A 13,904-nucleotide genomic window follows, 5' to 3' on the forward strand; every position below is an offset into this window, starting at 1 on the left:
GGTTTAAAGGTGCCTCCGGCGGGCAAAGGGCGGGCGCCCTTTGCAATCCCGTTACTGTATGGCGCCATGGCGGCGAGGTTTTGTGTTGGGCGCGAAGTTTGAATTTTAAAGCCTGCGGTGCTTTTCGGCGCTACCTCGCCGCGCCGCAGGCTTTAAAACTCATCGCGCCACCTCGCCAACTTCCCACCACTCCAGAATGGGATTGCAAAGGGACCGAGTCCCTTTGCCCGCCGGAGGTACACCTGTCTTAAACCCCTACCCCAACAACCTCTCATAAGCCCCCACCACCTCGGCCAGCACGGATAGTGCCAGCACCGAGGGCGTGCGCGTGGCCGGGATCAATCCGATAGGCGAATGCAGGCGCGCCAGCGCGGCCCCGTCGAACCCCAGCGAGGACAGTAGTTCTGCCCGGTTCGTCCGCGTTTTCGCGCCGCCCTGTGCGCCCACATAGAAGGCATCGGTCCCCATCGCCCATGGAATGAGGGTGCGCTCCCACTCATGGTCGTGGAACAGGACGGCCACGGCGGTCCATGGATCGGGCGCCCAGCCATCGGGCAGGGCGGGAGGCTGTCCCAGTGACATTATGGCGTCTCCGCTCTGCCCATGGGGCGTGGCCAGCAGCACCTCGATCCCCTGCGCGCGGCCCATGGCGGCAAGGGCGGCCGCTTCCGGTCCGCTGCCCAGCACGAGCAGACGCAGGCGGGGCAGGTAGCGCCGGGTAAAGCCCGCGCCCAGCGGCAGATGCGCCACCTCGCGCCGCTCCAGCGCGGCCACCGCGCCTTTGAGGGCATCGGCATCGGGGGCCGGATCGACCATCACCTCAACCCCCGAACCGCAGGGCAGGCGGATGTCGATAAAGGGCGATCCCGCGCCATAACGCAGCACGCGCGGCTCTCCGCCCGCCATCGCCTCGCGCATCAGCGCGGCTTCGAGGCAGCCATCGGCCAGCGATCCGACCATGCGTCCATCGGTCAGCACCGCCAGTTGCGCCCCCCATCGCCGCGACCAGCTGCCGTCGATCCCCACAACCGTGCAAAGCGCGCCGCCATGCGCAGCCACCGCGGCCAGCGCGGCATGATCGTCATCCATGGGCAATGTCATGGGGCGCGTGTTAGCCCAATGCCTCTCGAATGAAAACTGCGCCGAATGGCGGCAATTGCGCCGCCCCGCCGCCATTGACCGAGAGCATCAGCGTGCCCGGCGGACAGGCATGGCGCATCGGCGCGGCACCAAGGTTGAAGGCGCAATGCAGCCGTTCATCGCCCCAGACCCTTGTGAAATGCAGCAGCATGCCATGGGTATGCACATCCTCCATCGCCCCGATGCGCAGCGCCGCGCTGCTCCGGCGCAGGGCCAGCATCGCGCGGGTCCAGCGGAGCGGGCTGGCCGGGTCGGCCTCCTGGGTGGCGGCGGCGCGGGCGATATTGGCCTCTGACAAAGGCAGCCATGGTTCGCCTGTCGTAAAGCCGCCATGGGGGGCGTCGGATTGCCATGGCATCGGTGTGCGCACCCCATCGCGCGACAGGGTCAGTGGCCAGTTGGCAATGGCCTCTGGGTCTTTGAGCAGGTGGAACGGGATCTCGTCCTGCGTCAGCGCCAGTTCCTGCCCCTGATAAAGGAAGATATTGCCGCGCAGCGCGATCAGCAGCGCCATGGTCAGCCGGGCATAGGCGGTCAGATCGGCGCCTTCTGCCCAGCGCGAGATATGGCGCGGCGCATCGTGGTTCTCAAAGGCCCAGCTTGGCCAGCCTTCGCCCGCCTCGCCATGCCATTGGCCCAGCGAACCTTTGATCCGCTGCGGCGTCAATTCGGGGGCATAGAGGAAGTCGAAACTGTAGGCGCTGGACAGGCGCGCATCGCCCGCCGTGTAATCCTTCATCAGCCCCACCGCACCCTCGCCGCCCACCTCGGCCACGGTAAAGATCGCGCCATATTGTCCGCACAGCGCGCCGATCCGCTCGATGAAAGGGATGGCGGCGGGGTGGTTCTGGCTGTGGATCTTGTCCTGAAAGTCGAAGGGGCGGGTGCGCACATGATGGCCCTGCGAAACCGGATTGTCGCGCAGGTCGGGATCGAAGAAGGCGTGATTGAGCGCATCGAGCCGGAACCCGTCCACCCCGCGATCCAGCCAGAAGCGCATCACATCAAGGCAGGCGTCCTGCACTGCCGGGTGATGCGCGTTGAGCTGGGGCTGCTCCTTCAGAAACTGGTGATAGTAATATTGCTGGCGGCGCGCGTCCCATGTCCATGCCGGGCCGCCAAAGACCGATTGCCAATTGTTGGGCGGGGTGCCGTCCGGGTTGGCGTCGCGCCAGACATACCAGTCGGCATGATCGCCCTCGCGCCCCGCGCGGCTGCCGGCAAACCACGGATGGGCATCGCTGGTATGGGCAAAGACGAGGTCGATCGTGACCTTGATCCCTAATTCATGCGCGCGCGCGATCAGCGCGTCGAAATCGGCCAGTGTGCCGAAGATCGGATCGACATCGCGATAGTCCGCCACGTCATAGCCGTAATCGGCCATCGGGCTGGTAAAGAATGGGCTGATCCATATCGCCTCAACGCCGAGCGAGGCGATATGGGGCAGGCGGGCGGTGATGCCCGGCAGGTCGCCTATGCCATCGCCGTTGCTGTCGGCAAAGCTGCGCGGATAGATCTGATAGATCGCCGCCCCGCGCCACCATGGGGTCTGTTCGGAAAGGGCATCACTCATCGCGCGGCTCCGCAGCATGGGGGCGCGGGAAGGCGCCGATGTCCTTTATTCTGGCATTGCTGCGCCGCAGCGCCAAGAGTGCTGCGCCGCGATGGCATACGTATTGCCAAAGGAGCATCATCGACAGGGCAGGAAATTGTGACAATAGATTGCATCACACCTTGTCGGCTCGGGCAAAGCTGTCCTAGTCTCCTGCAAAGGAAGCGACGCGAAATACCTGTGCGCTCATCAGAGGCAAGGCGCGAAGTCGGTTGGGGGAGGACAGGACATCAGCGTCTCGGGCGGCCATTGGGCGCTTCGGGCATCATGGGGAGTATCGTTGCATGAGCCAGTCCCAGACAGATTCCCAGCCCTCGATCAGCGATCTGATTGTCGATGTTCTGCGCCACCGCGTGGGCAAGGACGAAAGAGCCGCCAAGCCGCATGACTGGTTTCAGGCCGCTGTGCTTTCGGTGCGCGACCGGATCATTGACCGCTGGTTTGAATCGACCCGGCGCACCTATGCCGAAGAAGGCAAGCGGGTCTATTATCTCAGCCTTGAGTTCCTGATCGGGCGGCTGATGCGCGATGCGCTTTCCAATCTGGACGTGACGCGCGAAATGGAAAGCGCGCTGCGCGAACATGGTTTCGATCTGGCCCAGTTGGAGGAACTGGAGCCCGATGCGGCGCTGGGCAATGGCGGTCTGGGGCGTCTGGCGGCCTGTTTCATGGAGAGTCTGGCCAGCCTTGACATCCCGGCCTACGGCTATGGCATCCGATACGTGAATGGCATGTTCCGCCAGCGGATCGACGATGGCTGGCAGGTGGAATTGCCCGAAACATGGCTGGCGCACGGCAATCCGTGGGAATTTGATCGCCGCGAAAGCGCCTATCGCGTCGGTTTCGGCGGCGAGGTGATCGAGGGCAACGGCGGGGTGGTCTGGCATCCGGCCGAGCAGGTTGAGGCCAGCGCCGTCGATACGCCGGTGGTGGGCTGGCGGGGCAAGCGGGTCAACACGCTGCGCCTGTGGACGGCATGGGCGCTCGATCCGCTGCGTCTGGATGCCTTCAACGCGGGCGACCATGCGGGCGCTCTGGCCGAACAGGTCAAGGCGGACTCGCTGGTGCGCGTGCTTTATCCCGCAGACAACACGCCCGCAGGACAGGAATTGCGGCTGCGTCAGGAGTATTTCTTCTCGTCGGCCTCGATTCAGGACATCCTGCGCCGCCATCTTCAGGCCGACAAGGATGTGCGCAACCTGCCGAAAATGGCCGCGATCCAGTTGAACGACACCCACCCCAGCGTGGCCGTCGCCGAACTGATGCGGCTGTTGATCGATGTGCATCATCTGGAGTTTGATGAGGCGTGGGAGGTGACCAAGGGCACCATCGGCTATACCAACCACACGCTGCTGCCCGAGGCGCTGGAAAGCTGGCCGCTGCCTTTGTTTGAACGGCTTTTGCCGCGCCATATGCAGATCGTCTATGCCATCAACAGCCGCGTGCTGCGCGAGGCGCGCAAGGCCGGGATGAGCGGCGAACAGATTGCCGCCATCAGCCTGATCGACGAACATGGCGAGCGGCGCGTGCGCATGGCCAATCTGGCCTTTGTCGGCGCGCATTCGGTCAATGGCGTGGCCGCGCTGCACACCGATCTGATGAAAAGCACGGTCTTTTCCGATCTGCACAAGCTTTACCCTGCGCGGATCAACAACAAGACCAATGGCGTCACCCCGCGTCGCTGGCTCCAGCAATGCAATCCGGGCCTGACGCGGGTGATCCGCGAGGGGATCGGCGATGCTTTCTTGGATGACGCGGAAAAGTTGAGCGATCTGAACGCTCTGGCGGGCGACGCGCAGTTTGGCGAGCGCATTGCCGAGGTCAAGCGCGCGAACAAGGTGGCACTGTCGAACCATATCAAGCAATTGATGGGGGTGCGGCTCGATCCCGATGCCCTGTTCGACGTCCAGATCAAGCGCATCCATGAATACAAGCGCCAATTGCTCAATCTGGTCGAGACGGTCGCGCTCTATGACCAGATCCGCAGCCATCCCGAGCGTGACTGGGTGCCGCGGGTCAAGATCTTCGGCGGCAAGGCGGCGTCCAGCTATCACAATGCCAAGCTGACCATCAAACTGGCCAATGACATCGCCCGCCGCGTCAATTCCGATCCCAGCGTGGGCGGTCTGCTGAAGGTGGTGTTCGTCCCCAATTACAACGTCAGCTTTGCCGAACGGATCATCCCGGCCGCCGACCTGTCGGAACAGATCAGCACGGCGGGCATGGAAGCGTCGGGCACCGGCAATATGAAATTCGCCCTCAACGGCGCGTTGACCATCGGCACGCTGGACGGGGCCAATATCGAGATCAAGGACCGGGTGGGCGATGAAAACATCGTCATCTTCGGCATGACCGCGCAAGAGGTGGAGGACACCCGCGCCAATGGCTATAACCCCCGCGCCATCATCGAGGGCAACCGCGAATTGCGTCAGGCGGTGCAGGCCATCGCCAGCGGCGTGTTCAGCCCCGATGACCGCGACCGCTACAAGGGGCTGATGGGCGGCCTCTATGAAAGCGACTGGTTCCTTGTGGCCGCCGATTTCGACTCCTATGCTCAGGCCCAGCGCGATGTCGATGCGCGCTGGATGGACGAGGCGGGCTGGCGCAAGGCGGCCATTCACAACATCGCCAATGTCGGCTGGTTCTCGTCGGATCGCACGATCGGCGAGTATGCGCGCGACATCTGGGGCGTGAAATAAGGACAATATCCAAGTGAAGCCCGATCCGACCGCGATTGCTGCCCTGCTCGATGGATCGCATGGCGATCCCTTTTCCCTGTTGGGGCCGCATGAGGGGCCGGGCGGCACTTTTGTCCGGGCGGTTCTGCCGGGGGCGCAGGTCGCGGTGGCCTGCGCGCTGGACGGGACGGAGCTGGGTGAACTGGCGCTGGTGGATGACCGGGGGCTGTTTGAAGGCGTGATTGCCGGGCCGCCCCAACCTCTGCGCTATCGCGTGGGGGCGCTGGGCGCGCATTGGTTTGTCGAGGATGCCTTTTCCTATGGGCCGGTGCTGGGGCCTCTGGATGATTACCTCATCAACGAGGGCCACCACCTGCGCCTGTTCGACAAACTGGGCGCGCATTGCATCAGCCATCAGGGCAGCGAGGGCGTGCATTTCGCGGTCTGGGCGCCCAATGCCGCGCTGGTTTGCGTGGTGGGCGATTTCAACGATTGGGACCACCGCCGCCATCCGATGCGCCGCCGGGCCGACATTGGCGTATGGGAAATCTTCATCCCCGCCGTGGGCGTGGGAGCGGCATATAAATACCGCATCGTGGCGGCCGATGGCACGGTCCTGCCGCTCAAGGCCGACCCCTGGGGGCAGGCGAGCGAATTGCGCCCTTCGACCGCCAGCCTGACCGCCCATCCGGTCAAGCAGGACTGGGGCGATGAAACCCACCGCGACTACTGGGCCAAGGTCGATCCGCGCCGCGCGCCCATCAGCATCTATGAGGTCCACGCCGGATCATGGATGCGCGATGACGCCGACTGGTTCCTCGATTGGGACGCCATGGCGGAAAAGCTGATCCCCTATGTGGTGGAAATGGGCTTTACCCATATCGAATTCCTGCCGATTGCCGAGCATCCCTATGATCCCTCATGGGGCTATCAGACGCTGGGCCTGTTTGCCCCCTCGGCGCGCTTTGGCCCGCCCGAAGGCTTTGCGCGTTTCGTCGATGGGGCGCATCGGGCCGGGATCGGCGTGCTGGTCGATTGGGTGCCCGCCCATTTCCCCACCGATGCGCATGGGCTGGCGCGCTTTGACGGCACGGCCTTGTATGAGCATGACGATCCGCGTTTGGGCTTTCACCCCGACTGGAACACGGCCATCTATAATTTCGGGCGGCGCGAAGTGTCCTCCTTCCTCGTCAACAACGCGCTGTTCTGGGCCGAGCGTTATCATGTCGACGGGCTTCGCGTCGATGCGGTGGCCTCGATGCTTTACCGCGATTACAGCCGCAAGGCGGGCGAATGGATCCCCAACGAGGCGGGCGGGCGCGAGAATTGGGAAGCGGTGGATTTCCTGCGCGCCGTCAACCGGGCGGTCTATGGCCAGTTCCCCGGCTTCTTCACCGTGGCCGAGGAATCGACCGCATGGCCCGGCGTGACGCAACCGGCGGTGGAGGACAATCGCAGCGCGCTGGGCTTTGGGTTCAAGTGGAACATGGGCTTCATGCATGACACGCTGCGCTATATGGCGCGCGATCCCATCCACCGGCGCCATCACCATAACGACATCACCTTTGGCCTGATGTACGCCTTTGCCGAGAATTTCGTGCTGGCGATCAGCCATGACGAGGTGGTCCATGGCAAGGGCAGTCTGGTCAACAAGATGGCGGGCGATGAGTGGCAGAAATTCGCTAATCTGCGCGCCTATTACGGGTTGATGTGGGGCTATCCGGGCAAGAAGCTGCTGTTCATGGGGCAGGAATTTGCCCAGCTTCGCGAATGGAGCGAGGAGCGCAGCCTCGACTGGGATCTGCTGAGCCAACCCGCGCATGAGGGGATGCGCGCATTGGTGTGCGATCTCAACCGCGCCTATCGTGAAACCCCCGCGCTCCATGCCCGCGATTGCGAGGGCGAGGGGTTTGAATGGCTGGTGGTGGACGATGCGCTGGCCAGTGTCTTTGCATGGTTGCGCCATGCCGGCGATGGCGGCTGTGTGGCGGTCATCAGCAATATGACGCCCCAGGTGCATGGCTCGTACCGCCTGCCTTTGCCGCGCGAGGGCGTGTGGCGCGAAATCATCAACACCGATGCGAGCCACTATGGCGGCACGGGGCAGGGCAATATGGGACAGGTTGTGGCGCAAAATGGCGCGGCGTTGGTCACGCTGCCGCCTCTGGCCACGATTATGCTGGAATGGATCGAAGCTGCGGCGTGAATGGGAGGGTATGATGCGCGATACGAATAGCCAGCCTCTGGCTCGTGAGGCGATGGCTTATGTGCTGGCCGGGGGGCGGGGCAGCAGGCTGAAGGAACTGACCGACAATCGCGCCAAGCCGGCGGTCTATTTCGGGGGGATGAGCCGGATCATCGACTTTGCCCTGTCGAATGCGATCAATTCAGGCATCCGGCGCATCGGGGTTGCCACACAGTACAAGGCCCACAGCCTGATCCGCCACATGAACCGCGCGTGGAATTTCATGCGGCCCGAGCGTAACGAAAGCTTCGACATCCTGCCCGCATCGCAGCGCGTATCCGAAACCCAGTGGTACGAGGGCACCGCCGACGCCGTTTATCAGAACATCGACATCATCGAGAGCTATGGTCCCAAATATATGGTCATCCTGGCGGGCGACCATATCTATAAAATGGACTATGAATTGATGCTGCGCCAGCATGTGAACAGCGGCGCGGATGTGACGATCGGCTGTCTGGTGGTCCCGCAAAAGGAGGCCAGCGGCTTTGGCGTGATGGCGGTGGACGGCAATGATGTCATCACCGATTTCGTCGAAAAGCCGATCAACCCGCCCGAAATTCCGGGCAAGCCGGGCTGGTCGCTGGCGTCGATGGGCATTTATGTGTTCGACACGAAATTCCTGTTCGAACTGCTGCGCGAGGATGCGGCCAATCCGATCAGCACGCATGATTTCGGCAATGATCTCATCCCCAAAATCGTCAAGGGCGGCAAGGCGGTGGCGCATCGCTTCACCGAAAGCTGTGTCCGCGCGGCCGATGAGATCGGTGAATATTGGCGCGATGTGGGCACGCTGGACGCTTATTTCGAGACCAATCTCGATCTGACCGATACCGTGCCGATGCTAAATATGTATGACCGCGACTGGCGCATCTGGACCGATCAGGTCGTGGCCGCGCCGGCCAAATTCGTCCATGACGAGGAAGGGCGCCGGGGCCATGCGATCCGTTCGCTGATCTCGCAGGACTGCATCGTGTCGGGGGCCACGGCCTATCGCTCGCTGCTGTTTACGGGCGTGAAGATGGGCAGTTGGTCCGAGGTTAATGAGGCGGTGATCCTGCCCTATTGCAACATCGGGCGTCATGCCAAACTCTCGCGCGTGATCATCGATTCGGGCGTGCGCATCCCGGAAGGTCTGGTGGTGGGCGAGGACCCCGAACTGGACGCCAAGCGTTTCCGCCGCACTGAAAACGGCGTCTGCCTCATCACCAAGCGGATGATACAGGCGCTGGATCTGGATTGAAGGGATAGTAAGTGATGACCCTGCGCGTCCTCAGCCTCGCCTCGGAGGCCGTGCCTTTCATCAAGACTGGCGGGCTGGCCGATGTGGCGGGCGCCTTGCCCGCGGCGGTCGCCCCGCATGGGGTGGCGATGACCACGATGCTGCCGGGCTATCCGGGGGTGCTGGCGCGGCTGGGCGCGCAATATCCGGCGCCCAAATCAAAACGCGCAAAAGCGGCGGGGCCAAAGGTCATTCACGAATGGGAGGCGATCTTTGGCCATCCCGCGCGGCTGCTGGCCGAAACGCTGGATGGCGCGGCGGATGGCGCGCCCTTGCTGGTGCTCGATTGCCCGGTGCTGTTTGACCGCCCCGGCGGGCCTTATGGCAATGAGGCAGGGCAGGACTGGCCCGACAACGGCCTGCGCTTTGCCGTCTTTGCGCGCGCGGCGGCCGATGTGGCGGGCGGGATTGTCGAGGGGATGGAATTTGATCTCCTCCATGCCCATGACTGGCAGGCGGGTCTGGCTCCGGCCTATCTCAAATTCGCGCCCTATGGCGGGCATTCGATCCCCAGCGTGATGACCATCCACAACATGGCCTTTCAGGGCCATTTCCCCGCCGCGCTGTTTCACCAGATCGGATTGCCCGCATCGGCCTGGGCGATGAACGGGGTGGAATATCACGGCGGCGTCGGCATGTTGAAGGCGGGGTTGGAGGCGGCCCACGCGATCACCACCGTTTCGCCCACCTATGCGCTGGAAATCCGCGAGCCGCATTTCGGCATGGGGCTGGAAGGGCTGATCCGCAGCCGGGGCGCGCAAGTCCACGGCATCGTCAACGGCATCGACCCGGCCGAATGGAACCCGGCCACTGACGCCGCGATCAAGAGCCCGTTTACCGTGCGAAGCCTTGCCAAACGACAGGCCAACAAGCGCGCGCTGGAGGCCGAATTTGGTCTTGATCGCGACGACGGCCCGCTCTTCATCGTGGTCAGCCGTCTGACGTGGCAAAAGGGCATGGATGTGCTGGCGCAGTGCATCGACCATCTGGTCGGTTTGGGCGGGCGTCTGGCGCTGCTGGGATCGGGCGATGCGGGGCTGGTGGGCGAGCTTTCCGCCGCCGCCGCGCGCCATCCGGGGCGGGTCGCGGTGCGCATCGGCTATGACGAGGCGCTCTCGCATCGGATGCAGGCGGGGGGCGATGCCATCCTTGTGCCCAGCCGGTTCGAGCCTTGCGGCCTGACGCAATTGTATGGGCTGGCCTATGGCTGCGTGCCGGTGGTGGCGCGCACGGGGGGGCTGGCCGACACGGTGGTGGATGCCAATCTGGCCGCGGTCAAGGCCGGGGCGGCCACGGGCGTGCAATTCGCCGCGGTTGACTATGCCTCGCTTTCGGGCGCAATCACGCGTGCCATCTCGCTATATTCCCAGCAGGATGTGTGGCGCGCGATGCAAAAAGCCGGAATGTCCGCCGATTTTACCTGGCGTCAATCGGGCGCCGCCTATGCGCATTTATACAGATCCATCGCTTTGGAGAATTCGCCAGCATGACCGCAACGATTGCGACCCCACAGGTCATCACTCATGCCACCGCGCCGATTGCCGGGCAAAAGCCGGGCACTTCGGGCCTGCGCAAGAAGGTGAAGGTCTTTGCCCAGCCCAATTACGCGGAAAACTTTATCCAGAGCGTGTTCGACGTGGTCGAGCGGGGCGATGGGGCCACGCTGGTGATCGGCGGCGACGGGCGCTATCACAACCGCACCGTGATCCAGCAGGCGATCCGCATGGCCGCCGCCAATGGCTATGGCCGCGTGCTGGTGGGTCAGGGGGGCATTCTCTCGACGCCTGCGGCCTCCAACGTGATCCGCCAATACGGCGCGAGCGGGGGGCTCGTCCTGTCGGCCAGCCACAATCCGGGCGGGCCGGATGAGGATTTCGGCATCAAGTATAACATCGCCAATGGCGGCCCCGCGCCCGAGGGCGTGACCGAGGCGATCTATCAGCGCACCACGGAAATCACGCAGTGGCGCGCGGTGGACACGGCCGACATTGATCTCGACACGCTGGGCGTGGTCGATGTGGCGGGCATGGCGGTCGAGGTGATCGACAGCGTGGCCGATTATGCGGCGCTGATGGAAAAGCTGTTCGATTTCGGAGCGATCCGGGCCGCCGTCGCCGATGGGCTGACGATGAGCTTTGATGCGATGCATGCCGTCACCGGCCCCTATGCGCATGAGATTCTGGAAAAGCGTCTGGGCTTTGCGCCCGGCACGGTGAAGAATGGCGTGCCGCTGGAGGATTTTGGCGGGCATCATCCGGACCCCAATATGGTCCATGCCCATGAATTGTTTGAAACGATGTTTGGGCCTGATGCGCCCGATTTCGGCGCGGCGTCGGATGGCGATGGCGACCGCAATCTGATCGTGGGGCGCGGGATTTTCGTGACGCCTTCGGACAGCCTCGCGATGCTGGCGGCCAATGCTCATCTGGCGCCTGCCTATGCGGGGGGGCTCAAGGGCATTGCGCGGTCGATGCCGACCAGCGCGGCGGCGGACCTTGTGGCGCAGAGCCTTGGCATTCCCGCCTTTGAAACGCCCACGGGGTGGAAATTCTTCGGCAATCTGCTGGATGCGGGCATGGCGACGATCTGCGGCGAGGAAAGCGCCGGGACCGGCAGCGACCATGTGCGCGAAAAGGATGGGCTCTGGGCGGTGCTGCTCTGGCTCAACATTCTGGCCGTGCGCAAACAGCCGGTGGCGCAGATCGCGGCGGAACATTGGGCCAAGTTCGGGCGCAATTACTATGCCCGCCACGATTATGAGGGCCTGCCGACCGAGGCGGCCAATGCCTTGATGGGCGAATTGAACGCCGCGCTGGCCACTTTGCCGGGGCAGGTTTTCGAGGGGCTGACCATCGAGACGGCGGACAATTTCGCCTATACCGATCCGGTCGATGGTTCGGTCTCCACCAATCAGGGCGTGCGCATCCTGTTCGTGGGCGGCAGCCGCATCGTCTTTCGCCTGTCGGGCACGGGGACCGAAGGGGCGACCCTGCGCGTCTATCTGGAGCGGTATGAGCCGGTGGGCGGCGATCTGGCGGGCGAAACGCCGGTCAAGCTGGCCGATCTGATCGCGGCGGCCGATGGCATCGCGGGCATCGCGCGCCACACCGGGCGGACCGAGCCCAGCGTCATCACCTGATGGCGCGTTACGGCGCGTGGGTGGAGGCGGGCGCGACCCATTTCGCGGTGCGCGCCCCGCTGGCCGATGCGGTGTGGCTTTGCCTGTTTGAAGGGCAGGCCGAGGAGCGGATCGCGATGGTCCGCGATGGCGATGATGGGGGCGATGATTGGCGCGTCAGCCTGCCGGGTGAATTGACAGGCGCGCGCTATGGCTATCGTGCCGAGGGGGCGTGGGACCCGCAAAACGGGCGCTGGTTCGATCCGGCCAAATTGCTGGTCGATCCCTATGCGGTGGAATTGGACCGGCGCTTTGTTCAGGACCCGGCGCTGGCGCTCTATGGCGCAGATACGGGGGCGATCGTGCCCCGCGCGATTGTGCCGGGCGCGATGCCGCTGGTCGCGCCTCTGCCGCCCTGTTTCGCGCCCGGCGGGCTGATCTATGAGGTCAATGTGCGCGGCTTTACCATGCTGCACCCCGATGTGCCGGAGGCGCAGCGCGGGACGGTGGCGGCGCTGGCGCATCCCTTGATCATCGCGCATCTGAAAAAACTGGGCGTGGGCGCGGTCGAACTGATGCCGATTGTGGCATGGATCGACGAGCGCCATTTGCCGCCGCTCGGCCTGCGCAATTTCTGGGGCTATAATCCGGTGGCGATGATGGCGCTGGACCCCGGCCTGTGCCCCGGCGGGGTGGGGGAGTTGCGCGATACGGTCGCGGCGCTGCGGGCCGAAGGGATCGGGGTGATCCTCGATCTGGTGTTCAACCATACCGGCGAGAGCGATGTGCTGGGCGGGGTGCTGTCGCTGCGCGGGCTGGACAATGCCGCCTATGCCCATGCGCCCGATGGGGCGCTGATCAACGATACGGGCTGCGGCAACACGCTGGATTTTGCCCATGCGCCGGTGCGCGAACTGACGCTGGCGGCGCTGCGGCATTTTGTCGCCTCCTGCGGGGTGGACGGGTTTCGCTTCGATCTGGCGCCGGTGCTGGCCAGAGGCGGGCAATTTGGGCCGGGGTTTGACGCGGCCGCGCCGATCTTTGCCGAGATCGCCGCTGATCCCCTGCTGGCCGACCGGGTGATGATTGCCGAGCCGTGGGATATTGGGCCGGGCGGCTATCAGTTGGGGCGCTTTCCGGCGGGCTGGCTGGAATGGAATGATGCGTTTCGTGATGATGTGCGCCGGTTCTGGAAGGGCGAGGGGGGGCTGGGCGCTCTGGCCACGCGAATGGCGGGCAGCGCGGATGTGTTTGGCGAGCAGCAATGCCGCAGCGTCAATTTCCTGGCCGCCCATGATGGTTTCACGCTGGCTGATCTGGTAGCGTATGAACAGCGCCACAACCACGCCAATGGCGAGGACAACCGCGATGGCCATGGCGAGAATCACAGCTGGAACTGCGGGGTGGAAGGGTGGAGCGATTCGCCTGACGTGATCGCGCGGCGCGGGGCCGATAGGCGCGCGCTGTTGGGCACTTTGTTCGCCTCGACCGGCACGATCATGCTGAGCGCGGGCGATGAATTTGGCCGGACCCAGCAGGGCAACAATAACGCCTATTGTCAGGACAGCGCGATCGGCTGGGTCGACTGGTCGGCGCGGGACGAGGCGCTGGAGGATTATGTCGCGGCGCTTTCGGCCCGGCGGCGGGCGGGGGATTTCGCGCAATTTCCGCGTGATGGGCGCTGGCTGGCGCGCGATGGCGCGACGATGGCGGCGGCGGATTGGGAGGCGGCGGGGGCGGGCTATGTCGCCCATGTTTCCGATGATCCCGACAGGCCGCAGGCATGGCGGATCGACCGGGACAATCGGCGCGCCGAAATTTTATAAAGATAT

General features: G+C 64.2%; 8 protein-coding genes. 6 read left to right on the forward strand and 2 right to left on the reverse strand.

The genetic code is table 11. From position 1 onward, the window contains the following. Positions 1–255 precede the first annotated feature (255 nt). On the reverse strand, positions 256–1,101 hold the full coding sequence (locus PQ457_RS03345; RefSeq protein WP_273618369.1) for an XdhC family protein: 846 nt from the start codon (positions 1,099–1,101) through the stop codon (positions 256–258). 10 nt (positions 1,102–1,111) lie between these two features. After that, positions 1,112–2,713, reverse strand: a complete 1,602-nt coding sequence (locus PQ457_RS03350) for an alpha-glucosidase (RefSeq protein ID WP_273618370.1) — start codon at positions 2,711–2,713, stop codon at positions 1,112–1,114. 323 nt (positions 2,714–3,036) lie between these two features. Between PQ457_RS03350 and PQ457_RS03355 the strand changes: the two genes are divergently transcribed. Genes PQ457_RS03355 through glgX form a run of 6 tightly spaced genes read left to right on the forward strand, consistent with a single transcriptional unit; the run spans position 3,037 to position 13,898 of the window. Then, positions 3,037–5,451 carry a glycogen/starch/alpha-glucan phosphorylase gene (locus PQ457_RS03355; RefSeq protein ID WP_273618371.1) on the forward strand — a complete coding sequence of 805 codons (2,415 nt, stop codon included), beginning with the start codon at positions 3,037–3,039 and terminating at the stop codon, positions 5,449–5,451. Between the two features lie 13 nt (positions 5,452–5,464). After that, positions 5,465–7,636, forward strand: a complete 2,172-nt coding sequence (gene glgB / locus PQ457_RS03360) for a 1,4-alpha-glucan branching protein GlgB (protein WP_273618372.1) — start codon at positions 5,465–5,467, stop codon at positions 7,634–7,636. A gap of 13 nt (positions 7,637–7,649) precedes the next feature. Beyond that, a complete protein-coding gene (gene glgC / locus PQ457_RS03365) occupies positions 7,650–8,915 on the forward strand; it encodes a glucose-1-phosphate adenylyltransferase (RefSeq protein ID WP_168602231.1) in 1,266 nt (421 codons plus the stop codon). A gap of 14 nt (positions 8,916–8,929) precedes the next feature. Further along, positions 8,930–10,444, forward strand: a complete 1,515-nt coding sequence (gene glgA / locus PQ457_RS03370; RefSeq protein ID WP_273618373.1) for a glycogen synthase GlgA — start codon at positions 8,930–8,932, stop codon at positions 10,442–10,444. Then, positions 10,441–12,093, forward strand: coding sequence for an alpha-D-glucose phosphate-specific phosphoglucomutase (locus tag PQ457_RS03375; protein WP_273618374.1), 1,653 nt, complete (start codon positions 10,441–10,443; stop codon positions 12,091–12,093). Before glgA ends, PQ457_RS03375 begins: the two co-directional genes overlap by 4 nt. Continuing rightward, positions 12,093–13,898: a glycogen debranching protein GlgX gene (glgX, locus tag PQ457_RS03380; RefSeq protein ID WP_273618375.1), complete on the forward strand. Its 1,806-nt coding sequence runs from the start codon at positions 12,093–12,095 to the stop codon at positions 13,896–13,898. The genes PQ457_RS03375 and glgX overlap by 1 nt, the downstream gene beginning before the upstream one ends. Positions 13,899–13,904 lie beyond the last annotated feature (6 nt).

This window comes from Novosphingobium humi (genome assembly GCF_028607105.1).
Classification (GTDB): Bacteria; Pseudomonadota; Alphaproteobacteria; order Sphingomonadales; family Sphingomonadaceae; genus Novosphingobium; species Novosphingobium humi.